This is a genomic window from Natronorubrum daqingense, assembly GCF_001971705.1.
Taxonomy (GTDB): domain Archaea; phylum Halobacteriota; class Halobacteria; order Halobacteriales; family Natrialbaceae; genus Natronorubrum; species Natronorubrum daqingense.
Genome location: NZ_CP019327.1, coordinates 1,993,347 through 2,019,334 on the forward strand (window position 1 = coordinate 1,993,347; position 25,988 = coordinate 2,019,334).

The 25,988-nt window shown below is 63.7% G+C and carries 28 protein-coding genes; 7 read left to right on the top strand and 21 right to left on the bottom strand.

Annotated features, from left to right (window positions below):
- Positions 1-10: 10 nt before the first annotated feature.
- The 3 genes from BB347_RS09645 to BB347_RS09655 all read right to left on the bottom strand — a co-directional run bounded on the left by BB347_RS09645 (position 11) and on the right by BB347_RS09655 (position 1,959).
- Entirely contained in the window at positions 11-289 is a 279-nt protein-coding gene (locus tag BB347_RS09645; protein ID WP_076580950.1) for a hypothetical protein, read from the bottom strand.
- Positions 290-388: 99 nt separating this feature from the next.
- Positions 389-1,063: a class I SAM-dependent methyltransferase gene (locus BB347_RS09650; protein WP_076580952.1), complete on the bottom strand. Its 675-nt coding sequence runs from the start codon at positions 1,061-1,063 to the stop codon at positions 389-391.
- Positions 1,064-1,182: 119 nt separating this feature from the next.
- Positions 1,183-1,959 (bottom strand): NAD(P)H-hydrate dehydratase, encoded by a 777-nt coding sequence (locus tag BB347_RS09655; protein WP_076580954.1) that lies wholly within the window; start codon positions 1,957-1,959, stop codon positions 1,183-1,185.
- A 159-nt stretch (positions 1,960-2,118) separates the two neighbouring features.
- Between BB347_RS09655 and BB347_RS09660 the strand changes: the two genes are divergently transcribed.
- Complete coding sequence (locus BB347_RS09660; RefSeq protein ID WP_076580956.1) at positions 2,119-2,739, top strand: phosphoribosyltransferase; 621 nt, start codon at positions 2,119-2,121, stop codon at positions 2,737-2,739.
- Positions 2,740-2,779: 40 nt separating this feature from the next.
- On the opposite strand, the gene gdhB is transcribed toward BB347_RS09660, so the two are convergent.
- From gdhB to BB347_RS19300, 7 genes are all read right to left on the bottom strand, one after another.
- Positions 2,780-4,102, bottom strand: coding sequence for a glutamate dehydrogenase GdhB (gene gdhB / locus BB347_RS09665; RefSeq protein ID WP_076580958.1), 1,323 nt, complete (start codon positions 4,100-4,102; stop codon positions 2,780-2,782).
- Between the two features lie 14 nt (positions 4,103-4,116).
- On the bottom strand, positions 4,117-4,257 hold the full coding sequence (locus BB347_RS18985; RefSeq protein ID WP_139305409.1) for a rubrerythrin-like domain-containing protein: 141 nt from the start codon (positions 4,255-4,257) through the stop codon (positions 4,117-4,119).
- Positions 4,258-4,348: 91 nt separating this feature from the next.
- Positions 4,349-7,333: a bacterio-opsin activator domain-containing protein gene (locus BB347_RS09670; protein WP_076580960.1), complete on the bottom strand. Its 2,985-nt coding sequence runs from the start codon at positions 7,331-7,333 to the stop codon at positions 4,349-4,351.
- 132 nt (positions 7,334-7,465) lie between these two features.
- Complete coding sequence (locus tag BB347_RS09675; RefSeq protein WP_076580962.1) at positions 7,466-8,323, bottom strand: YihY/virulence factor BrkB family protein; 858 nt, start codon at positions 8,321-8,323, stop codon at positions 7,466-7,468.
- 141 nt (positions 8,324-8,464) lie between these two features.
- Positions 8,465-8,671 (bottom strand): DUF2196 domain-containing protein, encoded by a 207-nt coding sequence (locus tag BB347_RS09680; protein ID WP_076580964.1) that lies wholly within the window; start codon positions 8,669-8,671, stop codon positions 8,465-8,467.
- A gap of 95 nt (positions 8,672-8,766) precedes the next feature.
- Entirely contained in the window at positions 8,767-9,186 is a 420-nt protein-coding gene (gene msrB / locus BB347_RS09685; protein WP_076580966.1) for a peptide-methionine (R)-S-oxide reductase MsrB, read from the bottom strand.
- A gap of 86 nt (positions 9,187-9,272) precedes the next feature.
- A complete protein-coding gene (locus tag BB347_RS19300) occupies positions 9,273-9,434 on the bottom strand; it encodes a hypothetical protein (RefSeq protein ID WP_168170941.1) in 162 nt (53 codons plus the stop codon).
- 184 nt (positions 9,435-9,618) lie between these two features.
- On the opposite strand from BB347_RS19300, the gene BB347_RS09690 reads away from it, so the two are divergent.
- From BB347_RS09690 to BB347_RS09710, 5 genes are all read left to right on the top strand, one after another.
- Positions 9,619-10,899, top strand: a complete 1,281-nt coding sequence (locus BB347_RS09690; RefSeq protein WP_076580968.1) for an ornithine cyclodeaminase — start codon at positions 9,619-9,621, stop codon at positions 10,897-10,899.
- A 153-nt stretch (positions 10,900-11,052) separates the two neighbouring features.
- A complete protein-coding gene (locus tag BB347_RS09695; protein WP_076580970.1) occupies positions 11,053-12,003 on the top strand; it encodes a phytoene/squalene synthase family protein in 951 nt (316 codons plus the stop codon).
- 549 nt (positions 12,004-12,552) lie between these two features.
- Positions 12,553-13,713 carry a poly-gamma-glutamate biosynthesis protein PgsC/CapC gene (locus BB347_RS09700; RefSeq protein WP_076580972.1) on the top strand — a complete coding sequence of 387 codons (1,161 nt, stop codon included), beginning with the start codon at positions 12,553-12,555 and terminating at the stop codon, positions 13,711-13,713.
- Positions 13,710-14,987 (top strand): Mur ligase family protein, encoded by a 1,278-nt coding sequence (locus BB347_RS09705; RefSeq protein ID WP_076580974.1) that lies wholly within the window; start codon positions 13,710-13,712, stop codon positions 14,985-14,987. Before BB347_RS09700 ends, BB347_RS09705 begins: the two co-directional genes overlap by 4 nt.
- 159 nt (positions 14,988-15,146) lie before the next feature.
- Positions 15,147-16,193, top strand: coding sequence for a poly-gamma-glutamate hydrolase family protein (locus BB347_RS09710; RefSeq protein WP_168170942.1), 1,047 nt, complete (start codon positions 15,147-15,149; stop codon positions 16,191-16,193).
- A gap of 109 nt (positions 16,194-16,302) precedes the next feature.
- Here BB347_RS09710 and cruF read toward each other — a convergent pair whose 3' ends face one another.
- The 6 genes from cruF to BB347_RS09740 form a co-directional block, all read right to left on the bottom strand.
- On the bottom strand, positions 16,303-17,196 hold the full coding sequence (gene cruF, locus BB347_RS09715) for a bisanhydrobacterioruberin hydratase (RefSeq protein WP_076580978.1): 894 nt from the start codon (positions 17,194-17,196) through the stop codon (positions 16,303-16,305).
- Between the two features lie 2 nt (positions 17,197-17,198).
- On the bottom strand, positions 17,199-18,059 hold the full coding sequence (locus BB347_RS09720) for a prenyltransferase (protein WP_076580980.1): 861 nt from the start codon (positions 18,057-18,059) through the stop codon (positions 17,199-17,201).
- Between the two features lie 21 nt (positions 18,060-18,080).
- Positions 18,081-19,577: a phytoene desaturase family protein gene (locus BB347_RS09725; protein WP_076580982.1), complete on the bottom strand. Its 1,497-nt coding sequence runs from the start codon at positions 19,575-19,577 to the stop codon at positions 18,081-18,083.
- A 155-nt stretch (positions 19,578-19,732) separates the two neighbouring features.
- Positions 19,733-20,017: a translation initiation factor eIF-1A gene (locus BB347_RS09730; protein ID WP_076580984.1), complete on the bottom strand. Its 285-nt coding sequence runs from the start codon at positions 20,015-20,017 to the stop codon at positions 19,733-19,735.
- A gap of 205 nt (positions 20,018-20,222) precedes the next feature.
- Positions 20,223-20,735 (bottom strand): YkgJ family cysteine cluster protein, encoded by a 513-nt coding sequence (locus BB347_RS09735; protein WP_076581695.1) that lies wholly within the window; start codon positions 20,733-20,735, stop codon positions 20,223-20,225.
- 106 nt (positions 20,736-20,841) lie between these two features.
- A complete protein-coding gene (locus BB347_RS09740; protein ID WP_076580986.1) occupies positions 20,842-21,564 on the bottom strand; it encodes a fumarylacetoacetate hydrolase family protein in 723 nt (240 codons plus the stop codon).
- Between the two features lie 138 nt (positions 21,565-21,702).
- Here BB347_RS09740 and BB347_RS09745 point away from each other — a divergent pair, with 138 nt between their 5' ends.
- Complete coding sequence (locus tag BB347_RS09745; protein WP_236995937.1) at positions 21,703-21,939, top strand: hypothetical protein; 237 nt, start codon at positions 21,703-21,705, stop codon at positions 21,937-21,939.
- A 200-nt stretch (positions 21,940-22,139) separates the two neighbouring features.
- Here BB347_RS09745 and BB347_RS09750 read toward each other — a convergent pair whose 3' ends face one another.
- The 5 genes from BB347_RS09750 to BB347_RS09770 form a co-directional block, all read right to left on the bottom strand.
- On the bottom strand, positions 22,140-22,346 hold the full coding sequence (locus tag BB347_RS09750; protein ID WP_076580990.1) for a hypothetical protein: 207 nt from the start codon (positions 22,344-22,346) through the stop codon (positions 22,140-22,142).
- Between the two features lie 214 nt (positions 22,347-22,560).
- Complete coding sequence (locus BB347_RS09755) at positions 22,561-22,983, bottom strand: hypothetical protein (protein ID WP_076580992.1); 423 nt, start codon at positions 22,981-22,983, stop codon at positions 22,561-22,563.
- Between the two features lie 70 nt (positions 22,984-23,053).
- Positions 23,054-23,812, bottom strand: a complete 759-nt coding sequence (locus tag BB347_RS09760; RefSeq protein WP_076580994.1) for an adenosylcobinamide amidohydrolase — start codon at positions 23,810-23,812, stop codon at positions 23,054-23,056.
- Positions 23,809-24,972 carry an aminotransferase class I/II-fold pyridoxal phosphate-dependent enzyme gene (locus tag BB347_RS09765; RefSeq protein WP_076580996.1) on the bottom strand — a complete coding sequence of 388 codons (1,164 nt, stop codon included), beginning with the start codon at positions 24,970-24,972 and terminating at the stop codon, positions 23,809-23,811. Before BB347_RS09765 ends, BB347_RS09760 begins: the two co-directional genes overlap by 4 nt.
- Positions 24,962-25,987 carry a nicotinate-nucleotide--dimethylbenzimidazole phosphoribosyltransferase gene (locus BB347_RS09770; protein WP_076580998.1) on the bottom strand — a complete coding sequence of 342 codons (1,026 nt, stop codon included), beginning with the start codon at positions 25,985-25,987 and terminating at the stop codon, positions 24,962-24,964. Before BB347_RS09770 ends, BB347_RS09765 begins: the two co-directional genes overlap by 11 nt.
- Between the last annotated feature and the right edge of the window lies 1 nt (position 25,988).

Consider the following 25,988-nt stretch of genomic DNA (forward strand, 5'->3'; position numbering starts at 1 on the left):
GAGGCTGTTCTTAGCTGATGATCGCCTTCCAACTCCAGCCGCCGACGATGAGCACGATCAGCGCGAGGACGAAGAAGACGCCCCACTGCTGGCCTTCGGTGTCGGCGATCGGTGCAAACACGTCGACGACGCCGGTAAACTGCATCGCCGCGATGACGATCAACAGTAGCGCGAAGATCGAGACGACGGCGATCCCGATCCAATTTCGGGCCATCTCCTGCCCTTCCTCCTCGGCTTCCTCCTTGGAGGTGGTGGGCGTTTCCGTTGGTTCTCGGTCCGGTTCGGACATATATTACGCTTGAAGGGACTGGCGGGAAACGGTTGCACCTGCAGGTTCCGGGTGGGAAACGACGGGTAGGGGAGTCACACGAGACGGCCACCGAGAACCCTACTCGAGCGTGCTCCCTCGTTTTCGACGAAGCGTTCCGCGAACGAACGGGGCGACCGGGAAGAAACCGAGGTCGAGTCGCTCGATTTCCTCGACGGTAACCGCTTCGTGGGAGACGAATCGAGGGATCGTTTCGCGCGTGAGCTGACAGCCGCCCGCGGTGTGCGCCCAGAGCGGATTGAGCAGTTCCTGGCCGGACCCTCGCCAGCCGTCGGCGTGGACGTGCTCGAGAAAGCGAAACTCGCCACCGGGTTCGAGTACGCGCAGGGCTTCCTCGAGTGCAACGTCTGGGTCCTGAATCGTACAGAAGACGAGGCTGGCGATCACGACATCGAAGGAGTCGTCGGGATAGGGGAGTGACTCGGCACGAGCGCCGCGAAGGTCGACCGCGAGACCGGTTTCTCCCGCCCGTTTACGGGCTCGTTTACGCATGTGCGGGTCGGGTTCGATCGCGTGATACTCGAGGGAGGAGGTCGCGTGTTCGGCGACGTACGGAAACATGTCGCCCGTTCCGCAGCCCAGTTCGAGGACGCGACCCGAGAGGTCGCGAGCGAGGTACTCGCGATGGGGCTCGAACAGAATCGATTGCGGAAGGACGTCGTAGAGTTTTGCGAAGAGTGGGTGTGAGATTTCGTCGTCCGCTTGTTCGGCCGCCCGTGTACTCGAGTCGGACATCTCGTTTCCTGTAACGGCCGAGTGCCTAATACTCGTTTCCCCGATTCGAGGACGGTGAGCGCGACAGATGCGGACCGTGGCACAACAGATCCTCGCTCGAATAGGCCCGCCGCTACCGATCACCGAATCGTGTCCGGAATGCGGTCGATGACGTCGGTCGCGAGCACGCCCGGGCCATACTCGGCGGTGGCTAACTCGCCGCTCTTGCCGAGGACCCACGCGCCTAATTCCGCGGCGTCGCTGCGATCAGCCCCCTGTCCGAGCAGCGACGCGGTGATTCCGGCCAGCGTATCCCCGGTTCCGGCGACCGTCAGCGCCGACGTGCCCGTCTCGTTGCGGATGCGTTCACCGTCGGCGACAATTTCGTCGGTGTCACCGGTCAACGTCAACACGGCACCCGTTTCCGTCGAAAACGCCTCGAGCGAGCCGTACTCCTCCCGAATCGGATCGTCTTCCGAGCCGCTCGGTGTGAGAATCGACTTCGAGAGATCCGCCTCGAGTGCGGGTTCGATGGCGAGGGCGTCGACGACGATCGGGATGTCGACGGTGTCGATTACCTCCCGAACGGCAGCCGGCTCGGCGTCGACGAGTCCGGGCCCGACGACGAGGGCGTCGGCCCACTCACACATCTCGCGGGTGCGTTCGACGGCGGTCTGTTCGAACTGTTCACCCGCGTATCTGTCGACCAAGAGATTCGGGTCGTGACTCGCGACGATTTCGTAGATCGGATCGGGCACGAACGCCCGAACGTGATCGGAACCGGTTCGGAGCGCTGCGCGCCCGACCAGCGCGGGCTGATTCGGGTACTCGGTCGCCCCCGCGACGATGCCGACGCGCCCGCTGTCGGTGCCGGTCTCTTCCGAGATGTTCGAGAGCGTTCGCTGGAGTCGACTCATACGATACGTCGAAAGCGCCGCGAGGTAGCCCTTCGGCAGGCGAGTTCTGGTTTGGACGGGTATACCACAAATTCTCGGGTCGCCATCGCGGATCCGTTACACCACCGTCCCGTCGTATGCTACACCAAAACATAGGTGATCGCCCGCGTAGCTAGAGCCATGTTCGACGACAGAACCGACGCCGGCGAACGACTCGCCGGAGAACTCGAGTCCCGCGGGCTCGAGGCCGATATCGTCCTCGGAATTCCCCGCGGTGCACTTCCCGTCGCTAGACCGGTCGCGGACGCGCTGAACGCAGACCTCGACGTGGTCGTCGCCCGGAAGATGGGCGCGCCGAGCAATCCGGAGTTGGCAATCGGTGCCGTCGCGAGCGACGGCAGCGTCTGGTACAACGACGACCTCCTCGAGCGACTTTCGGTCGGTAAAGAGTATCTCGAGACCGTCCGAGAACAGGAGGCGGAGAACGCCAGCGAGAAGGCGGATCGGTATCGAGAGAGTCCCGGTTTGCCGGATCTCGAGGGGAAGCGAGTGGTCGTCGTCGACGACGGCGTTGCAACGGGTGCGACCGCGACAGCCTGTCTTCGACAGGTGCAAGCGAGCGACGCTGCGTCCGTCGTGCTCGCGGTGCCGGTCGGCTCGCCGCGTGGCGTCGGCGACCTCCGAGACGAAGCGGACGAGGTGATCGCCCTCGAGACGCCACAGTCGTTTCGTGCCGTCGGACAGTACTATCGCGTGTTCGATCAGGTGAGCGACGAGGAGGCGATCGCGTACCTCGAATAAAACGCGGACTCGTCAGCGTGAAAATTGTAAACGCGCTCGATCAGGGCCACAACCCGCGTGCGTCGTGGGCCGCCGCGACGCGAGAGAGCGCGACGATGTACGCCGCGTCGCGCCAACTCACGTCGCGTTCGTCCACCGTCTCGCGCAACCCGTTCCAGGCGTCGACCATCTCCGTCTCGAGTTCTTCGTGCACGCGCTCGAGTGACCAGGTTCGGCGGTTGATGTCCTGGAGCCACTCGAAGTAGCTGACGGTGACGCCGCCTGCGTTTGCGAGGATATCGGGGATCACGGGGATACCGCGTTCCTCGAGGATCGCGTCAGCGCCGAACGTCGTCGGCCCGTTCGCGCCTTCGATGACGATGTCCGCCTCGATGGCGTCGGCGTTGTCCGCGGTGATGACGTTCCCGACGGCAGCCGGAATCAACACGTCGACGTCGAGTTCGAGCAGGTCCGCGTTCGACAGTCGGGTCAGCGAGCCCGTGCCGGCGGCGGTTTCGGCGTACCGAGTGACCGCTTCCGGCTCCTCGTCGTGCGACGGAATGGTCTCGACCGCGATGCCGTCGGGATCGTGGACGCCACCGTTGACGTCGCTGACGGCGACGACGGTCGCCCCCCACTCCTCGAGCAAGCGGGCGGCGTTCGCACCGACGCTGCCAAAGCCCTGGACGGCGACCGTCACGTCCGCTAACGGGCAGTCGTAGTACTGACATGTTTCGCGGGTGACGATAGCGACGCTCCGTCCGGGAGCCTCCTCGCGACCCGCAGAGCCACCGACGACGGGTGGCTTGCCGGTGACGACGCCCGGAATGGTCTCGCCTTCCTGCATGCTGTAGGCGTCCATCAGCCAGGCCATCGTCGCGGGGTCCGTTCCCATGTCCGGTGCCGGAATGTCCATCGTCGGGCCCACAACCGGCCGAATTTCTTGCATGAATCGGCGAGTCAAGCGTTCGGTCTCGTCCGTCGAAAGTGACTTCGGATCGACGACAACCCCACCTTTCGCGCCACCGAACGGGAGGTCCATGACGGCGCACTTCCAGGTCATCCACATCGACAGGCCGACGCACTCGTCTCGAGTGACGCCGGGGTGATAACGAAGACCGCCCTTGTACGGGCCGCGGACGCTGTCGTGTTGTGCCCGGTAGCCGGTGTAAATGTCGACCGACCCGTCGTCACGCTCGAGTGGAATGGTGACCTCGTGGACTTTTGCCGGGTGTTTGAGACGCTCGATGACGGAATCGCCGATATCGAGGTGTGTCGCGGCACGCTCGAGTTGCAGACGCGCGGTCTCGAGTGCGGTTTCGGGTTCGTCGTCGGTCACCTGTCGGTTCGTCGAAGATTCATCTGGTGTGAGTTCAGGGGCCATACAAGAAGCGGTGATTACTCGATCGGCGTCCGTCGATTACGCATGTCCGTCCCGCAGTCGGGACACTGGGCGGGCGCTGTCGTCCGAACGAGCGTCCCACAGTTGAAACACTCGTAGGTCGATTCGTCCTCGGGGTTGAAACGGATGTCTTTCATGTGACGAAGGTTGCTCCATTTAGGAATAATAGGGATATTAGGATAGTGGTATCCATCAGATAACTAGCGTCGGGGATCGAATACACGTTCACTATTCAACGGGTGCCGTCGTTTTTGCCGGAAGGCCGATTTCGTCGAACAGGATGGTAAACAGTTTCCGCTGAATCGTCCGAATGTGCCGGTAGAACGCGGCCGGCGAAATCTCGAGCGTCGTGGCGATTTCCTCGCCCGAACGCTCTCGCGGCGACTCGAAGTAGCCGCCGTAATACGCTAGTTGGACGACCTCGAGTTGGCGGTCCGTCAGTCGCTCGAGGAGTTGAGCGCGAAGGGTGCGTGCAGTCGTCCGGTCGACGGTTCGCTTGGCGACGAGTGAAACGTCCGAGAACGCGTTCGAGACGACGTCGATGCTCTCGCTGGCGTCGACGGTTCGGGGGACGTCGACGACGACGTGCGTATCGGTCGGCGTCGCCTCGACGCTTCGTAAGACGACGCCGTGGTCTGCAAGCTGGAGGGCCAAAAACGGCGGCGCGAGGTTGATGAGGACGGTCTCGCCCGACGCGGGGTCGTCGACGTCCGCACCGTCACCGAGGTGCTGGATGTCTTCGACGGCGACGAGATCCGCGGCCGCGTCGACGACGTCGGTGGCGGGCGCTCCCTCGACGGTGGCGAACACGGCCGCCCCGTCTTCGTGAAGCTGGATCCCGCCGTCGAACGAGAGAGTACACTCCGCACGCGTCGCGAGTCTGGTAAAGATGAAGCCGTCGTCGATCACCTCGAACTCGAGGCGAGTACGGGAGTCGGTCAGCAGGGCCTGTTTGCGTTCGACGGCCGCGATTGCGGACGCGATCGTTTCGCCGAGTTCGATCAGCACGGAACGGATGACGCCCTCGAACGCGTCCGGCTCGTCTGCGTAGACGGTCAACACGCCGTACGTGAACTCGTCGTAGGCCAGCGGGACGCCCGCGACGGATTGGTACTCCCGCGAGAGCGCTTCGGAGCGCCACGGTTCCTCGCGAAGACGCTCCGCGACGTTCGAGACGACCGTGACGTCGTTCGTCGCGGCGGTTCGAGCGGCAGGCTCGCTCGCCTCCTGAAGCAACGTAGAGACGCTGTCCAGGTACTCCCGTCCGCGGCCCGTCCCGCCGTGCGTGTTCGCCTCGAGGCGCTCTCCCGTGACGTCCGTCGTTCCGATCCAGGCGAAGGAGAACCGATCGGCGGACGTGAGTCGCTCGCAGACGGCGGCTTCGATCTCCTCGCGCGTCTCCGCCTGAACGAGCGCCGCGTCGATCTCACGGATAATCTCGTTGACCTGATTGAGTCGGGAGAGTTTTCGATTCTGCTGTTTGAGTTCGCGGTCGCGTTCTCGGAGCGTCTGTTCTCGTCGCACTCGATCGAGTGCGGCTTCGGCCGTCGTCGCGAGCAGATCGGTGAGTTCTCGAGTCACGTCGTCGAACGCGTCGGCGTCGGGTGAACCGACGACGAAGACGCCGTGGTCCCCGAGCGGGACGAGTCCGACGCTCGTGAGGTCCGTCGCCGGATTCGACACGGCCGATGCGTCGTGAACGTCCGCGAAGAACGTCGCGTCGCCGTCGACGAACACCTGTCCCGCGAGGCTGCCGTCCGCCGCCCGCCGCTCCGGGAGCGGGCCGTGGGTTCGCTTCATCGCCGGCGATGCGGCCGCCGGAGTGAGTACGTTTTCGTCGGTATCGAACAGGTATGCACCGGTGTTCTCGAGGTCGAGGACGTCCGTCGCGTCGTCGACGACGATCTCGGCGATTTCGCGTTCGCTTTCGGCGTACAGCAGTTCCCGCGTCGTCCGGTGAAGTGCCGTGAGCGCCTCCTCGCGGCGTTTACGCTTCGTCACGTCGCGACAGCTGTAGAGGGTCGTTCCGCCCTGAATCGAGACCGTGCGGACGTTGACTAACAGCGTGTGCTCCCGGCCCGCGCGGTCGGTCGCCGTACACTCGATGTTGGTCAACACGCCCTCCGACTCGAGTTCCTCGCGCTCGAAGAGGTCCGGACCGAGGAGGTCGTCGATCGAGCCCATCTCGTGAATTTCCTCGTCCGAGTAGCCGAAGATAAAGTGGACGTTCGGGCAGACGTAGGTGAACTCGCCCGAGTCGTCCGTGATCAGGACGGTGTCTGTCATGTTGTTGAGCGTCACCCGGTGGAGTTCCTCCGATTCACGGACCTCCTGCTCGAGGCGCGCCCGGTCAGTGACGTCGGTCACCTGTGCGAGGACGGAGACGACGGTCCCCGATTCGTCTCGAACTGGTCTGACCGTTACCTCGAGCGTCCGCGGGACGGTACGCTCCGCGGCGCGTTCGGCGTCGGTCTCGAGTTGAGGCTCCTGCGTCAGCGTGAGTTCCCGGTGGGCGACCGTGCCGGCCGCCGCCGTGTCGATCGCCGTTCGGATCGACTCGCCTCCCGAGTCGGTGGCGTCCCACCACGGAAGCGCCGCGAACTGCCCTCCGCAGGTGACGTCGTCGCCCCCGTGGACGGTCTCGAGCGCGCGGTCGTTCGCTTGGCGGATGGTACCATCGCGGTCGACGACCCACGCGTACGTCTCCGGATCGTTGAACACGGCTCGAAACTGCCGAGCCTGCACGCGAGCGTGTCTGCAGTCGTCGCCCCGTTCGAGCGCTCGCTCGAGCGTCTCGGTAAGCGGTTCACTCGAGTCCGCGGCCGGGACGTACTCCGTGACGCCTGCAGTGATCGCTTCGCTCGCGAGTGCCTCGTCGCCGTCGCGGGGCGCGAGTACGAACGGGAGCGCGACGTCGCGCTCGCGAACGCGCTCGACGAGTTCGGTTCCGGTCCCGTCGATGAGCGACTGCGCGCTCACCACGCAGTCGATCGAATCCGTCTCGAGGGTCTCGAGCGCTGCCTCCACGCTCGAAGCCGTCGTGACGACTCCCGCGAGTTGCGTTGCACTCGGTTCCGACGAGTCGGCGTCGGTCGCGCCCTCGCCCCCGTCGGAAAGTCGACCCGAGAGGCTGGGCGGGTTCCCCTCGACCCGGTCGTCTGCCGACTCGACGACGAGGAGATGGGCGTCGTCGAGCGTCCGTGCAGTTGCCATTCGATACCCGTAGGGCCCCGTGATGATAGAAGCCATCGGATTGTTTCAGCGTGAGAAGTGCGTAACGTCGTTCGAGGAGTCGACGGTCGGGTCACTCGAGCCAGCAGAAAACCGCGGCGCAACGCGTCCAATTTAGGGATTCGACTCCGTCCAGACGGCCTGCATCGGGATCCAGCCCTCGTCGGGGTCGACGTGGCCGGAGAGGACAGCGTTCAAAACGGCACCCAACAGGAGACAGAAGCCACCGAGGTACACCCAGGTGAGGACGAGCAAGATCGCGCCGGCGATTCCAAAGAGCGCGATGCTCTCGGAGGTGGCGACGTATACCCTGAAGCTGACGGCCAACGCGGTCCACGAGAGGGCGGCGAACGCGACCCCCGGCAGTACCTCGCCGACGACGACGTCCGGTTGTGGAAAGAGGTAGTACATCGGCGTGAAGACGGCTACGAGCAGAATCGCGAGGAGAACGGCGCTGGCTGCCGTCGCCACGACCCCGCCGAGGAAGACCGAGAGACTGATTCCGACGACGCTGACCAACGCGACGGCCAGCGCGACCGTCGCCGTCACGAGCGCCGCGTTGAGCACCGTGACGAGCGTTACCGTCGTCGCCGTGTTCACGTACGATTCGTCCTTCCGAGAGCCGTAGACGTCCGTAAACGCGCTGTTGACTGCCTGAAACAAGCGAGCAGCGCTCCACAGCAAAATGAGGAGCGCGAGGATCGCAGCCCGTATCCTGTCGCCGCTGTTGCCGGCCGCCTCCTCGAGTCCGCCGTCGGTCACGATACCGTCGAGGCCGGCCGCTGACTCGAGCGTCGAAACCAGCGGCTCGAGCGAATCCGTGAGCGTGGCACCGACGAGCGCGAGGATGACCAGCGGTACGAGGGTGTTGAACGCGTGGTAGGCCAGCCCGGCGGACTTGACGCTGATCTGGCGTTCGCGGGAGACGGCAGCGACGTCGCGGGCGAGCGACAGGAGACTCGAGTCGGCCATGTATCGATATCGGCGGCGTCGCGGATAGTGGTTTGGCCGGCACCGGGGCCTGGTGTCTATGGCTGCGGAGAGAACACACGAGTTGAGAGAGGGGCGCTCGACGGAGCCGATACGTAATCGATGCGAGAACGGGACCGCGTACTATTCGTCGTGGACGACCGACTGGACGTGCCCGACGACGCCGTTTTTCAGTTCGACCTGTGGTCCCTTCGGGTCGTCTTCGTAGACGGTCGCCACTTCCCCGATGAGGGGCTCTCGATCCTCGGACTCGACGTCCTGATCGCCCTGCACGATTTCGACGGTGATCCCCTGCCGGAGGTCGGATGCAGCTGGTCGTTCGTTGGACATGGACGAACGTGCGCCAGTGAACAGAAAAACGATGGTGCCTGCACGTTCGCCCTCGTCGTCCGAGCATTCACAAGCGGCGACTTCGAGCGGTCGTCTTACTCGTCGAAGTCGAGGGCGGCGGAGTTGATACAGTAGCGCTTGCCGGTCGGTTCCGGGCCGTCCTCGAAGACGTGGCCGAGGTGGCCGCCGCATTCGGCACACAGCACTTCGGTGCGGCGCATCCCGTGGCTGGTGTCGAGTCGGGTTTCGACACGGTCGGTATCCGTATCGTAGAAACTCGGCCAGCCACAGCCGGAGTCGAACTTCGTCTCGGAGTCGAACAGTTCGGCCCCACAGCCGGCACAGACGTAGCTTCCGTCGTCTTTGTGATCGACGTACTCGCCGCTGAACGCGGGCTCGGTTCCGGCTTCTCGCAGGATTCGATACTCCTCGTCGTCGAGTTCCTCGCGCCACTCTTCGTCGCTCGTGGGGAGGTCGGTGCTCTCTCGAGGGGTTTCGTCTGTCTCGTGTTCCATGGAAGGGACTACGGACGAGTCACCCAAGAGTCTGTTGTGCGTTCGCCGGGTGCGAGTCGTTGGTCCTCGCTCGAGTTCAGTTCGTGCTACCGACTCGTGATGACGTCCGTGCTCTCACAGTCGGGACACTGAGTCATTCGGCCCAGTTTCGGTACGTCGATTCGTCGCCAGGCCGCGTCGCCACCAGGTGCTTCGAACCCGCATCGTCGACAGCGAGACTGCCCAGCAGTAACTGATCCACTCGTCATACGCTCGAGTATGGGATACACTCGCATAGTCGTTGTTCCGAACGATCGTGACTGTTCGCTCGAGAACGAGTTACCAGCCGTCGAGCGACGAGTAGGGAATTGGATCTGTCTCGGGTTCAGAACCTCCGAGAGACCCGGTCGATAACGCACACATTCACGGTCCCCGGTCGCCAACGCCATAGCAATGACAGTTGCGCGAACCGTCGAACTCGAGGGGCACATCATCGACTCGGGGACGATGGGCATGTGTTTCGGGGTCGTGATGGACATGGGCGGTGAGTTCGAGGTCGAAGACTTCGAAGTTGGCCGTCACAAACACGCCGAGACGTACTGCCGGATGCGAGTCATGGCCGAGTCCGAAGACGACTTGCGGGCGATCCTCCACGAACTCAATCAACAGGGAGCGACCGTCGCCGATCCGCGGGATGCGACGCTCGAGAACGCTCCCGAAGACGGCGTCGTCCCGGTCGATTTCTACTCGACGACGAACCACCCGACGTACGTGCGCGTCGACGGCGAGTGGGTCGAAATCGAGGATCCGGAGATGGACTGCGCGCTCGTCGTCGAAAGAGCGGATCCGGAGGATCCACAGGGAGTCGGCAACGCCGACGAGAGGAGAAACGGTGACGGGAACACCCGCGTGCTCACGAAAGTGCTCAACGCCGTGGAGGAAGGCGACCTCGTCGTCACCGGCGAGACCGGCATTCGCGTCGAACCGCCCGAGCGACCCCGGAACGGCGGTGGCTCCTTTGGCTTCATGCAGGGCGGCGTCTCGAGCGAACGACCCTCTGCGTCGCTGATCGAGGAAATCGCGGACGAGATGCGCGAGGTCCGCGAGAACGACGGGAACGTCCTCGTCGTCTGTGGGCCGGCGATCGTTCACTCCGGCGGCCGAGACGCCCTCGCGGACCTCGTCCGTGCGGGCTTCATCGACAACCTGAGCGCCGGCAACGGCTTTGCCGTACACGACTTAGAGCGGGACCTCTATGGCACCTCGCTGGGCGTCGACACGGAGAGCCTCGAGCACCCTCGGAAAGGACACAAACACCACATCTACACGATCAGCGAGATCGCCCGCCTCGGCAGCATCGAAGCCGCCGTCGACGAGGGAATCGTCGACGAGGGCGTGATGTACGAGTGCATCGACAACGACGTGCCGTTCGTCCTCGCCGGCTCGATCCGCGACGACGGTCCGCTGCCGGATACGATCACTGACGCAATCGAGGCCCAGGATGCGATTCGCGAGCAGGCTCACGACGCCGATATCGTGCTCATGCTCTCGACGCTGTTACACTCCGTCGCCGTCGGTAACTGCCTCCCCTCGACCACGAAGACCGTCTGCGTGGACATCAACCCGGCCACCGTTACGCAGTTACTCGACCGCGGTAGCGCGCAGGCTATCGGCATGGTCACCGACATCGGGACGTTCATCCCGATGCTTCGCGACGAGTTGCTCGAGGAGTGACGCTGCGATAACCGGCCTCACACCGACTCGCCAGGCCGGTGATGAGACTCTCGCTAGTAAGGGCCGTACGACCCTACTAATGAGGGGCTGTCTATTTTATAGCCATCTGACGTAGCTGGTTCATCCGGGCTACTGTGGATCGGAGACAACAGAATGCAACAGGAGCATATCGACGCGAGCAAGGCGATCCAGAGACGAACCGGCAAGACGTTTTACCTCGCGACGCGCTTTCTTCCGGAGCGCGTTCGTCACGCGACCCACGTGCTCTACGCGTTCTTTCGAATCGCCGACGAAGTCGTCGACGACGCGGGCGGAACCCCGCCGGAAAAACAGGCCGCCCGGCTCGAGTCGCTTCGAGCACAGGCGCTTGGCGAGTCCGAGCCCGAGGACGACGTGCTGATCGCGTTCACCGAACTGCGCGAGCGCTACGACATCTCGGATCGAGAGATAACCGCCTTCATCGACGCGATGAAGACGGACATCGAGCGGAGTCGATACGAGAGCTACGACGAACTCGAGACGTACATGCGCGGCTCTGCGGCCGCCGTCGGCGTGATGATGACCGCAATTATGGACCCAGAGGACCGCCAGACAGCCCAACCCCACGCGATCAAACTCGGCGAGGCGTTCCAGATGACGAACTTTTTACGGGACGTTCGCGAGGACGTTCTCGAGCGTGATCGAATCTATGTTCCCCTCGAGACCCTCGAGAAACACGGGGTCGATCAGCGCGACGTCGAACGCCTCGAATTTTCGGAGTCGTTCGCCGCGGCGATGCAGTCAGAGCTCAAGCGGACCGAACGGTTGTACCGCGAGGGCGTCTCTGGGATTCGATACCTTCCGGCGGATTGTCAACTCCCCGTATTGCTCGCGGCGGTGCTCTATGCGGAACACCACGCGGTGATCCGAGCGCAGGGTTACGACGTGTTGAACCGGGAGCCGTCGCTGTCGACGGCGCGGAAACTGCGGTGTCTCGCGAAAACTCGTTGGCACTGGCACTGGAACCGGGACCCCGAGGCCGTCTTCGAGCGTGTTTCGGCCGCCTTGTCGACCGACGCTGGGCGGCGAGGACCGGAACACGGAGAACAAGTGCCTACCAGATGAACGTCCTGAAAGAGGTGAAAGTGTCCCGATTGGTGTACTGTTCGGATGACCGAAACGGTTGTCCAGTGTACAATCTCTACACGCTTGGTTCGAGTTCGTGACCAACGGACGAACGGGATCGTTTCACTCCGCCGGCCGAACAACCAGTTTCGGTCGTCTCGAGCGATTTGAACCCACAATAGTACGTAGATTGATAGAACGGATGGGCGTTCGCGACAACACCAGACACGTTCGAGGGGAGGCTGATTTTCCCGAATGTGATCTCTTCGCAGTATTTCGAGGACAACAACGATATATTGCTGCTGTAATCACTTCCGAGGCACACAATGAATTGCTAGCTAGATGATAGTTAAACAGGGGAGAAGCGAACGAGTTGTTGATGCTGAAGGTGATAGGATCGAGAACGTCCGATCCATTCGGGTGTGTTCGGTCGAGAGCAGTCGCAGGCAATAGCGGGGGATGGTGCCGCCGGACGGGGTTATCGCATACTCGTCGGCAACGGGAACGATTGGTGCACGTCTGTCAGGACCTCGAGAGGCTTCTCCGGTAATGTTCGCTGCAGCAGCTGTGACGATTCTTGGACTCGTAATCGGGAGTATCATCACCCAGGAGACCGGGTACCGCCTCGGCGGGGTGATCGTGGTTCCGCTTCTGGCGGTGTATTCGCTCTATTCGTTCGCTGCACTTCCGTTGTTCCTCGTCAGTGGCGTCGTCGCGTACTACCTGGTCGGAATTATCCGATCGCGGACGCTCGTCCACGGGCGGCAACTGCTCGTAACGAGCCTTCTCGTCGGCGCGATTGTCCCCGTCGGATCCTTCGCGCTGTTCGGATCTTGGAACGTCTTCGGATCTGCCGTCGAAATCGCGTTCTTCGGGGCGATCCTTCCGGGAATTGCGGCGTACAACTACCACAAACTCGACGCAGACCAACGCCGCGCGGACGTACTCTACAGCGCGGGTCTCCTGGCGGGACTGATCGCGTTCGGCGCCGCGATCGTCAACCCGACGATCGCGACGCAACTCGAGAGCGGGATCGCGTCGATCCTGTTTGCGCCCGCCTCCGACATCGCACAGTTCCGCCAGGCGGTGCGTGGCACGCCCGGAACCGAAGCCGTCCTGGGTCAGTTGTGGATGCTTTTCCTTCTCGGCGCGGGGTTGCTCGTAGCCGAGTGGGCGAACTCTCGATGGGGCGTCAGATTGGGTGGCCTTATCGCGATACCACTGCTGGTCGCGCTGTCGCTCAGTAACGCGTGGGCGATCGGCGTCTACGCCCTCGCGCTGGTGATCGTCTACGCGACGATCACGCTCGTCAACGCGAGCACGCTCGTTTACGGTCGCGCGTTGTTGAGCGTCGGCCTGATCGCGGCGATGACGGTCGGCGCGCTAGTCGCGTCGATAGCGCCCGTCGTGACCGGTTTCACGCTGTATTTCGTCGTGCTCTTAGCTGGGGTCGGCGCGTACAACTTCCACCGGGTAGCCCCTGCCGAACGGTTGGCATCGGTCAGCCTCTCGGTCGGAACGTTCGCCGCCCTTCTCGTCGGCACTCGGTTGTTCGTGGAGCCGACGTCAGCGGGCGTACTAACGGAACCAACGACCGTCGAACTAACCGTCCTCGCAGCCGCAATTTCCCTCGGAATCTACTGGACCCTGACACTCGAGGGACGTCGCCTAGCAGTTTCGAAACGACACGCCAGAGGTATGTTTTCATGAGTCAACAACATCCGACGAACCCGTCTCAAATCGAAGAAGATCGAAGCATCGTCAAGACGATCAAACGCGCCGGTGAGCAGTTCCTACAGCGTGTTCTCCCCGGCGTCGCTCACTCCCGGCGACTCGAGGAGATCGATGCGAAAATCGTCGTCTCGGGAACCCGCGGCAAGTCGAGTCTCACACGGTGGATGCACGATGTCCTCCACAGTCGAGAGTACGATGTCTACGCGAAAATCACGGGAAACAACCCGGTCTCTGTCCGTTCGGGGGTCGAAGAACCGATCGACCGGAACGGACTGGTTCGCCTCTACGAGAACGAGCGGGAAATCCGCTCGCACACGCCAGAAGACGCGATGGTCGTCGAAAACCAGGCGATTTCTCCGTACACGACTCGGCAGTTCAACTCCCGCTTTGCGAAACCGGACGTGCTCGTACTCAGCAACGTTCGCGAGGATCACCTGTCGACGCTCGGAACAGACCGCTACGAGGTCGCACGCGGACTGGTTCGGTCGATTCCCGAGGGAACCCACGTCGTCAACGCCGAGCAGGATCCGGCGCTACGCGAGTACATCGAAACCGAAGCGACCCGTCGCGGCGCGACGGTGAGTCACGTCTCGGTCCCGTCCGAGCACGAACGGATCCCCGGTATCGAATTGATCTACGCGCTGAACGAGATCCTTGAGGCGATCGACGAGGAGCCACTTTCCGCGGACGAGTTGGCCGTCTACCGCGAAAAGATGGACGTCGAGTGGACGCGACTCTCCACCGGTCGGGTCTACAACGCTGCAGAGGTCAACGACGTTCAAAGCACTGAGATGATCCGCGAGGCGCTGTTTTCCAAGGATCCCTCGGTGGACCAGATCGTCCCGTTTCTCTATCTCCGCGGCGATCGTCGCGGTCGAACCGTCTCGTTCCTGCACTACTTGAACGAGCTGTATCGAGCGGACGATCCGGTCTTCGAGCGCGTCCACGTCGCCGGCGAGACGACCGACGCCTTCGAACGGAAAGCTGCCTTCCCCGTGACGGTCCACGACGCAACGACTGACGCGGGAATCGTCCTCGACGAGATGCTCGCCGGCCAGCAGCCCGTGTTCGTCATGGGTAATACGGTCGCCGACTTCATGCGGGACCTCGAGGTCGCGATCGACGCCCGCAAAGCGACCGACGAGCCGGTGAAGTTGTTCGACGGTCCGACGACCCCCCAACCCGTTGCCGAACCATCGCCACAAGAGAGGTCACGACACGCATCCTCGCAGCTACCGAGCGACGACTGACACCCCATCGTCCGAAGGAGAATACGCGTTTTACGGCAAATAGACCCATCCAAAACAGTTATTTTCAATACTCAAACCGATGTTTTTAACACGTATGGGAGAGGATATTGGTGTATGGGTGACAAACAGAACGAACGTGCGGTATCGAGGCGAAAAACGATGGCTGGGCTGGCCGGTGCTCCCGTCCTGTTCGGTGGGGCGATCGCCGCGTACGAAGCGAGTGCTCGAGACGACTCCGTGGAGTCGGTCGATAATCAGGCCGTCGACAGGGACGGCGAGGCGACTGGAGTCGCGCTCGGCTTCGAATCGCAGTCGGAGACGGACGACGAGACGTTCACCTATCTCACGGCGAGTTCGGACGCCCTGAACGACGCCGGGCGGATGACAGGCGAACAGGTTCGCGTCCGACGAGGGGACGACGAGTACGCAGTCTACACGGTTCGTCGAGCCGAAGACGACACGGATCGTGGGGCGTTCGCGAACGAACTGGCTCGTGCCCGACTCGACCTCGAGAACGTCGAGTGGGAGGACATCGGCGACTGTCGGGTCATCTGCCCGCGACCGGAGGGGGGCGCTCCGATCAACGACGAGGACGAGATCGAGGTCGAACTCGATCCGGCCGTCGTCGACACCGAGGCGTCCGTCGAGGAAGCCAAAGAACAGGACGAGTACGTCGAAGTCGTCAACGCGACCGGGGCGAACGCGATCGTCCTCTCGCCACACGGCGGCGACGTCCAGCCCCACACCGACGAGCAAGCCGAAACCGTCGTCGACGACCTCGACGGCGAGGTCGCCCACTGGGGGACCCGCGGCTACCGCGACGGTGGCGGCGCGTTCGTCCGCTGGTACGTCCCATCCTACAACATGGCCGAGGCCTCCTACCCTGGGCTCGCCGAGGTCAGCGAGGACGAGTACGAGTACGCGATCGCGTTCCACGGAACCTGCGATCCGGTGATCCAGGTCGGCGGACAGGCTCCCGAATCGTTCCGGATCGAGATCCGCGACGCGATCAACGAGGTCCTCGAGGATGCCGAGTACGAAGCGGTTCTCGGCACCGGAGAGTACCGCGTCGACGGCGACCAGACCCTGGCCAACCGACTCGCGACCCGCTGTGGTATCTGGATCGGCCAGGACGAGGAGTCCAGAGAACGCTACGGGACCGAGATCGCACAGGCGGTCGCCGACGTCCTCGAGACGCGAGTCTAACCGACCCGTTTTCGACAACGCCGTTTTTCACCGGTTCAGTTCGACTCGAGCGCTGAGGCCGGCTGATCAGTACAGTGACTCGAGTGATACGGCTGTCCAAGCAGTCGCCTTACCGCGACGGCTCGTTGGCAGATCGTCCCAATCGATCGGACAGCGCGGCCTTCAGCATCTCGAGGTCGTAGCGCTCCGTCCGAAAGAGGCCGACACAGAACAGCCCCGCGACTCCGGCTGCCACCCAGTTTCCGTAGACGACGTTAATCGTCCCCCACAACAGGACGAAGCTCACCAGATCGTCCAACACGAACTCACAGCGCTCGACGCGCTCGAGTAGCGAGGACCGATTAAACGCGAAATCGACGAGGAGAACGGCAACGGTTCCCGAGAGCACCCAGCCCAGATAGTTCGAGAGCGGGACGCCGTAGAAACCCCCTGCTGGGACGAATTCCCAGAAGCCGATCGCTACGGCAGCGGGGTCGAGCACGAGGTCGATCGCCACGACGGAACCGATCGCAACGGGAATCCGAACGAGCGGCTGTCGACTCCACTCGCCGAGAACGAGCAGCGTCAGTAAGTAGGCGTTCAACACGAGCGGAATGAAAAACAACGGCAGCGCGAGCGGGACGGTATCGACGAGCATCGGCCCGAGTTGAATCGTGTATTCGAAGGTGCCGTAGGGCCAGCCCGTCCAGACGCCGACGAGTTCGATCGCGTAGGTGTACGCCGTCAGCACGCCCAGACAGGCGAGCGCTCGCCACCCGATTCGAGGTAAGATGCCGACGACGAGCGGCGAGCGCATGACCGCCGTTCCGACGAGGATCAACAACGGATTGTACGCCAGCGGCTCCGGCAACAACCCCTCGGCACTGGCGATCAGCGTCAGCGCACCCACGACGGGAAAGACAAACGCGATGGTCACTCGGTTCTCGCGAACGATCGTCTCGAGTCGTCGCTGGACGGTCGTCCTGAGTCCCCGCTCCCGACTGTTGTGGTCCGTCGTATCCATCTTTACAGGAGTCTCCAGAGGCCCCCCATCGTCAAAAGCGCCCCGACGACGGTGTTAACGGCCGGGAACCACCAGTAGGCCCGGTCGATGGCGACGCTCGAGTACCAGACACCGACGAGAAAGGCGGGATAGACGGCCACGAGCGCACCGAGGCGAAGATCCAGCGAGGCGAACGCGAGCGCGCTCGCGAGCCAGCAGCCGGTGCAGTAGGCGTAGGTCCTGCCTTCGCCGAGGAGGGTCGCGGTCGTCTCGATTCCCGCTTCGCGGTCGGGATCGATGTCGCGAATGGCCGAGACGGTGTGCATGCCCATGGCCCACAGCCACCCGCCGAGGACGGCGAGGGCAGGCGGGTGAACACCCGCGACGGCGGCGTACGCCGCTGCGCCGGGGGCGATGTAGAGTCCGTTCGAAACCGAATCGAGGAACGGCGTCGTCTTGAGACGGATCGGTGGCGCGCTGTAGGCCGCTCCGAGAACGACGAAGACGGCCAGCCAGAGCCACGCGGCACGCGGGACGAACGGGACGAGTCCCAACGCTAATAGCCCACTAGCGGCGACGGCGACGGGAACGATTCGTTGCCCTCGGTAGCGGGCTTCTTTCCGCTCTTTCTTTGGATTCGCGGCGTCGATCTCGCGATCGAAAACGTCGTTGATTCCGTAGAGGAAGACGTTCGCCGGCACGAGGAAGTAGGCGAACAACGCGACCGTGACGGGCGTGACCAGTTCGTCGACCGACGGCGCTGCGTACGCGACCCCGACGAGGACGGGCCCAGCGAGGTAGAGCCAGAATCGCGGGCGTGAGAGTGTCAGCAAGTACGACAGCCGTGATCTGGGGCGTCTCTCGCCTGTAGTCGTCGATTTCATAGCGCAGCAGTCCTCGATCGGTTACGGCGAGTGCGATTGGGCGTGGTCCTCGAGTATCGCTTCGGCGGTCAGTCGGCCGCTGATGAGACACATCGGGACGCCGATACCGGGCGTAGTGTCGCCCCCGACGAAGTAGAGCCCGTCGACACCCTTCGCCCGATGCGGTGGCCTGAAGAGCGAGGTCTGACGAAGGGTGTGTGCCAGCCCGAGCGCCGTTCCCTCGTAGCTGTTGTAGCGATCGGCGAAGTCCTCGACACAAAAGCGCTCCTCGAAGACGATGCGGTCGCGAACGTCGACACCGGTCGTCGCGGCGACGTGCTCGAGCATCGTATCCCGATACGCCTCGCGGATCTCGGGCGTGTCCTCGAGGCCGGGTGCGACGGGAACGAGGACAAACATGGCGCTGTGGCCGTCGGGGGCGACCGTCTCGTCGGTTTTGGATGGCGCGCAGAGGTAGTAAGCCGGGTCGTCGGGCCACTGGGGGTCGTCGAAAATCTGTTCGAAGTGTCCGTGCCAGTCGGTGGGGAGAACCAACGTGTGATGTGCTAGCTCCGGAAGGTCGCCCTCGACGCCGAGGTACAGGAGGAACGCCGATGGTGCGTAGGTTCGTGACTCCCAGTAGTCGGCGTCGTAGCCGCGGCGTTCGGGAGGTAACAGTTCCTGTTCAGTGTGGGGATAACTCGCGTTAGAGACCACGAGATCGGACTGGAGTGGACCCCGTCTCGTTTCGACGAGAAACCCACCCTCACGGCCCTTGATCGCGGTCGCCGGTCGATCGGTGTCGTAGGTCACGCCCAGTTCGCGTCCGAGGTCGACGAACGCGTCGATGACGCCCCCGATCCCGCCCTCGGGGTACCAGACGCCGAGATTGAAATCGACATGGCTCATCAGATTGTAAAGCGCCGGCGTGTTGGTTGGCGAACCGCCCAGAAACACGAGCGTGTACTGCATAACCTGCTGCAGTTTTGGGTGATCGAAGTAGCCCTCGACGTGATCTTGCATCGACCCGAGCAAGGAGAGACCGCGGGCCTGTCGGGCCACGTCGCGGTCGACGTACTCCCGAAGCCGGGTTCGGTCCTCGTAGACGAAGTGTTCCATCCCGACCTCGTAATTCGCCCGCGACTTCTCGAGATAGCGCTCGAGCGCCTCGCCGGCACCGGCCTCGTAGGACTCGAAGACGGCTTTCGTTCGCTCGAGGTCGGGCGTGACATCGATCCGATCGCCGTCGGTGAAGAAGAGTCGGTAGTGCGGGTCGAGGTGCGTGAGTTCGTAGTAGTCCGAGGGAGTTCGATCGAATTCCGCGAAAAAGCGCTCGAAGACGTCGGGCATGAGGTACCACGACGGCCCCATGTCGAAGCGAAACCCCTCGGCCTCGAGTCGACTCGCCCGCCCGCCGAGTTGCTCGTTTTTCTCGATGACGCGAACGTCTGCACCGGCGTCGGCGAGGTGACACGCCGTGGATAGACCGCCGACGCCGGCCCCGATTATCACGACGGACTCGCCAGCGAGCGAATGCATCTACTCAGTGGTCGAGACAGCGAGTGATGAGCGGTACGCTTGCAGGTGTCGTTCCCGTTTACGGTGAGGTGGGCTGGCTCTCTCGAGGCGGAGCGTTCGCTCGAGCAGACTGGAGAGTGCGCGGAGAAGTATCGTTCAGTGACCGAGGCCGAGAATCAATCGATGTGGCCTTCGCGACGCAGTTGATCTGCGTCCTGGCCGGTGTATCGCCATTCGATCGTCGCCTTCTCGTCTTGCCAGTCCCAGGGTTCGGCGACGACGATGTCGTCTTGTTCGATCCACGTCCGATATTTCATTCGTCCGGGAATGCGGCCGAGGCGTTCCTTGCCGTCCTCACACCGGAGTTGGACGTGGTTTCCGCCCAGATGTTCGGTTACGACGGCGAATACTTCATCGCTGTTGGGCATACGGAGATTCCGACGCCCGGAGTCTTCTGTCACAGGTTACCTACGAACGCGAGACGGTTAAACCATTGGAGAGGCGTGATACCACATCACGAAGGTATGTCGCCCGGTTTGGCAGTCGCAACCCCACCCCGACGCCAGAACGCACCAGGATTTGTTTGATTTCCGACACTACTCAATTCTCTGACTACCAGTTCCTTTTCTGTAATACTCTCCGTTTCGCCGATTCGAATCAAGAATACTACAGTTCTCTGTTCGAATCGGGGTCGTCGAGCTCCCACAGAATTTCGGGCAAAAAGGCCTCGAGATTGTCGATAACGCTGCGGTCGCTGACATCGAGTCCCTCGCAGTGTTCGTGGGCCGACTCGCGGATGTCGACGTGGAGGTCGCCATCCTCGAGCCAGACGGAAAGCGGGAAGACCGAACATCGCGTCGGTTTCCAGTCTTCCTCGAGGTGGAGCGTACAGAGGCCGTCCTCGCGGAGGAACGCACACGCACAGCCGTCCTCGGCGACGTGGTCGTCTCGTCCCTTTTCCTCTCGAGTGACGAACTTCTCGCCGCGAAAGTCGGTCGTCGTCTCGGCGAGGTTCGCTCGCTTGGCGAGGCCGATCAGGTCGTCGTCGTAGAGGAGGACGCCGTGGTGACAACACCACGTGCACTCCTCGACACACTCGAAGGTGAGGTCGGGATCGAACTCGACGACGACCTCACGGTCGGGGTAGACTTCGACGCGTCGCGTAGCGTTCGCGCTCACGAGTTGACGGAGGGACAGCGAACTCAAGTGCCTTTCTCCCTGCGTGCTCGACACCCGGGCGGCGAGGCTCGAGGAAGGGACCCCAAGATTCGCCGACGAGGGGTCGTCAGTCACTCGAGGACGCGACCGTGTTCTGCAGCGTTCCGACGCCCTCGTAGGTGATTTCGACGGTATCGCCGGGCTCGAGAAGCCCCGGGTTCGCCGGGCTACCGAAGGCGACAACGTCGCCGGGCTGGAAGGTGAACCGCCGAGAGAGGTACGAGACGATTTCCTCGGGGCCGAACAGCATTAGTTCGGTGTTCGCCTCCTGACGTCGCTCCCCGGCGACATCGGTCCACATGTCGATTGCCGTCGGGTCGACGGCCGTCTCGATCCAGGGCCCGAGCGGCCCGGAGCCGTCGAAGGCCTTTCGCGCCGTTCGGCCCTGCTGGTCGAGTGCGTCCACGTCGTTCATGATGGTGTAGCCGCGCACGACGTCCGAAACCTCGGCTCTCGAGACGTCGTGACAGGGTTCGTCGATGACGGCCGCGAGTTCGCCAGCGTACGTCAGTTCCTCGGTGAACTCGGGATAGGGAATCGGATCACGGTGGCCGAGCACCGACGCGGGGGGTTTGATGAAGAAGTCGGGTTCGTCGGGTCGCTCGTACTCCATCTGGTCGAGCGTCGCCGCGTAGTTTCGGCCGACGCAGTACAGCGCCGAGGGCTCACAGGGAGCCAACAGTTCGCCCTCAGAGCCGACTTCGTACGCGCCGTCGTCGCCGTGGACGACGCCGTCTTCGTACCGTCCGGTGATTGTCCCATCCTCAGTCGCGATTCGTGCGAGTTTCATCGTCGGGCATCTCGCAGCCGGCCGATTAGTGATATCGGTTTTCGGGCACCGGACCGTCGTCTACTCGAGTCTAACCGGCAACTGAAAGGCCGTCGTATTCTACTCTCGAGAAGGTACCGTCAACTGATGTGTGCTAATTTGACGGTCGACGACGAGGGGAAACGAGTCCTCGATACGAACCGACAGGAAATCGGCGTCGTTCGAGACGTCGAGGCGGGAATCGCGTACGTCGAACCCGGTCCGGAGATGTCCGACGCGATCAAATCTCGGCTCGAGCGCGACCGCGAGATTACAGACGGGATGGAACAGTACCACATCAACGAAGCGCACGTCGACGAGATTACGGACGACGAAATCAGACTCCAGCGACTCTAACCGTCGAAACGTCCCGGGCTTCGAACTACCGGTTCATCACCCAACCAATCCCCCGTTTTCTGGCCCCCTCATCCGACCCCCATCGGATTCGGCCGTTTCGTGTCTCACGTCTACGTTCTGACTCCACGTCCACTCAGCCAGGCTAGCCCTTCCCTCGAGTGCGTCTGGCTGTGCGAACTGTTTTCGATCGAAGCCGCAGTTCACTCCTCGAGCACGAGGAACGTCCGTGCACCGCGGTGCTCGAGCGAGACCGCGTCGGTGTCGACGTTCGATGCGACGTACTCCTCGATGCCCGCCGCGTGCATGTCGGTGACGTCGATTCGACGTCGCTCCGTCGGTTCACGGCCCGGGTCGGCGTCGTAACGATCGTGTCGGTCGTGTCGATCAGTCGCTGCGATCAGTGCCATACAGGGGGATGTGACGGGAGGTACCTTAATGCGATCCAGCCGGAGTGAAAGTGAAAGTGTGCGACAGGAGAGGTGTCCCGAACTAATTCAACAGATCGGAGCGACTCGCTCGAGACTGATTTGTGGACTTCGAGAGATGGTACCCAGACTGGTAACAGAATTTGTGACAGTCTCGAGAATGGAGACTGGTCCGGCGCGGTTTTCGACAGTGATGCTACCCGACCAGTTTGAGGTCGACCGTTTGATTCCCCTCGTCGGTCTCGAGTGTCACTCGCTCGCGAATCGACTCGCGAGCGCGTTCTTGCCACGCCTCGACGGCCGCCGCGTGTTCTTTTCGGACGGCGTCCGTCTCGTCGGCGTCGGCCGCCTCCAGCGTCGACTCGAGGTCGGGATAGTCGGCGACGGCGCGCTCCTCGAGAACCGATTCGGGCGAGAGGTGGATCGCACCCGTAACCATGGTGTCGTCGGTTCGAAACACGTGGATTCGGGCGCGCATCCGCCCGTGAAACGGCGGCGTGACGCGAAGCACGGCCGCGCCGGGATTCTCTTGCGTGTACGCGAACGCGTCGACGACGTCCGCCGGCGCGAGTGCGATCGAGCGGATCGCCGACGGGTCGACGGTATCGTCCTCGCTCATCGGAGAATCGTTCGTGGCGAAGCGGGTTAACGTTTCGAGACGCTCGGCTCAGGAGCCGTCTGTCGGATCGTCAGCAGTCGTCGGCAGGATCGAAGACGGTCGCCCGTCCGTCGGTCGAGACGCCGTAGGGAGCCTCCGCAACCGATTCGGGGAGGGTGTGGTCACCGTCATCGTAGTGTGCCTCGAGCGCGGCGCGTACGGCGTCTCGAACGCAGGCGCGCGCCGCCGCACCGACGTCGGTACCGCTTCCGGAGAACGCGACGCGCTCGCCCGTCGGATCGTGTCCGGCGACGATGGCGTCCGTCGTCGTCCCCGGAAAGCCGGTTTCCGCGAGCAGCGTCGTCGCCTTCGCCTCCGCAGCGACGGCGATCAGGTTCGCCAGCGCACCGGGTTCGAGTGCCCGAGTGGTCCCGATAACAACGTTGACCGTGCCGCGACCGGGCGGGACGCTCGAGGTGACATCGTCTGCGCCGTGATCGACAGTCGACGCGTCGTCGTCGGCCATCGGCAACGCGGCGGGATTCGAGATGCCGGCCGTTGCGTAAGCCGTAACGGAGCCACAGCGCGCGCCGCGGGCGTCGTCCTGATCGACGCCGGTGAGTAAAACCGGGGCCTCGAGCGGAGTGTCGAAGCCAGCGCCCTCGAGGCGCTCGTCGACGTACGCCTCAAGGTCCGTTCGGTTCCACCCCTCCGGGACCGACACGTTGTACGCAGCCGACGCGACTCGTCGGCCGCCGTTCCAGCCAGTCGAGAGCCACTCGGTTTCGGGCCGGTGAACCCGAAGCACGCCGTCGCTGCGAGTCGCGTCGTACGCGCCGTCGCCCGTCATTCGCGCGTCTCTCCATCGGTCGAGGATACGCTGCCGTTCTCGTCGGCCACATCGCTCGACGGTTCTCCTCCGCCTCGAGTGCACCCCAGCGCCTCGAGCAATCGATCGTTCGACTCGCGGTCTTTGATCGCCACGCGAACGTGCGAATCGAGCCCGCGAAACGTCGTCGCGTCGCGGATCGCCACGCCCTCGGCTCGAGCGGATTCGACGAGCGCCTCGACGGCGTCATCCGCGTCGGAGGGGGACACGGCCTCGGCGTCACCAACCCTCTCGGCGTTACCGCCGCGGTCGTCGACGGCACAGAGCAGGTAGGGCGCGTCCGAGGGAGAGACGTCGAATCGCCCCTCGAGGTGCTCGCGGAGTCGCTCGCGCTCGCGTTCGACGCGTTCGCGCGTGTCGCGAACGAACTCGTCCTGTCGCAAGCAAAATGCTCCAACACGTGCGGCCGGCGTGCCGAGCGACCAGGCGCGACGGGCCGTCTCGAGCGCGTCTCGGTTCTGCCCCGAAGCGACCGCGAAACCCGCGCGCAGCCCCGGCAGCCCGAACAGTTTGGTCAGCGAGCGTGCGACGATCACGTGCTCGGCCTCGAGCGTCGCCGCCGACGGCAGGGTGGTGAAGCCGAGAAACGCCTCGTCGACGAGTAGCGTCGTGTCGCTATCGCCACAGCGGGCCGCGAACGCAGCCAGTGCGTCGGGGTCGGCCGCTTCGCCGGTCGGGTTGTTCGGCGTGCACACGACCGCAAGCGAGTGCGTCTCGAGTCGTTCCGCTGGAACCGCCAGCAGTTCGTCGTGGGCGACGAACTCGGGAGTCGCTCCCTGGAGGTGCACTTCGCGGGCGTACTCGCCGAAGCTCGGGGCGGGGAGCACGGCCGTCTCTCCGGGCTCGAGCGCGGACTCCATCGCGAGGCGAATCGCGGCCAGTCCGCCGGGCGTCGGAATCACCTGGTCGGGTTCGCAGTCGACGAACTCGGCCGCAGCGGCCCGAAACGCCGAGTACTCGTCGTCGGGATACCGGCGGGACTCCTCGAGTGCGTCCTCGTACACGCTCGAGACGCCCGCGGGCGTGTTCGGGTTCGTGTTCGCCGAAAAGTCGAGAATTTGCTGGTCGGGTTCGCCGCCGTGTGGGACGCGCTCGCCCGTGTGAATGGACTCAGGATCCACGCTCTCCCTCCGTCGGCGGCCGTGCGCGCTCGTCGTCGATCCCGAGCCGGTCGCAGACGACCTCGAATCGGTCCAGTACCGTCGGCAGTCGATCTTCGGAGACGAGCGAGAGCGCACCGCCCATCGCGACGCCCTCCTTCGCCTCGCCGGCGCAGTAGCGCTCCATCGAGACGTGCTCGCGCTCGTCGAAGCCGGGATCGGTCACCGTCAACTCGCAGTTCAGTCGATAGCAGGCCTCGCCGAGTCGATCTCCCTGCTCGTCGGCGACGAACGAGGTGGTCGCGATCGAGAGCGGCCCCTCGAGCCCAGCGTGTCGGAGGAGGGCGGCGACGGCGATCATCTGCGTGCCGCCGGCGAGCGTCACGTCGATATCGGCCTCGAGCGCACCCGTCACGAGTCCCATAACGGTCGCCTGAACCGGATCGCCCATTCGTTCGATGGCCTCGAGGGGCTGGCCGTCGAGCCCGCCGGAACGGAGGTCGCTCGCCTCGAGCGCCTCGTCGACGACGCGGCGTTTGCGCTCGATCGGGTTGGCCGGGAGCGAGGAGGAGACGGCGGCGGGTTCGCCGAGAGCAGTGAGGACGGCGAGGGCGGTCGTCGTCCCGCCGGGGACCGTCTCGCCGATGACGAGGTCGTCGTCCGGCAGGCTCGAGGCGTAGGTCGCTGCGCGGTCGAAGATCGACGCCGCGTCGGGTACCGGGGTTGATTCTCGGATGTCAGCGCCCGGATCGACGCCGAGGTCGACGGTCGGGGCCGCCGTCGGTTCCGCGAGTCCCGCGTCGACGATCGAGACGTCGAACTCGCAAACTTCGCGGACGGCCCGCGTGACGGCCGCCGGCGTCGGACAGCCGTTCGGACTCACCGGGGTGACGGGAGCTGCTACGGGCTGGCCGTAGGCGAGGATCTCGGCGTCGGCCGAGGGCGTGTGTTTCATCAACTCGGGCGTCGCGCCGGCCGCGCTGATCCCGTCGACGAGCGCCGTCTCGGTGGTTCCAGCGGGGAGCAAGAGGCGCACG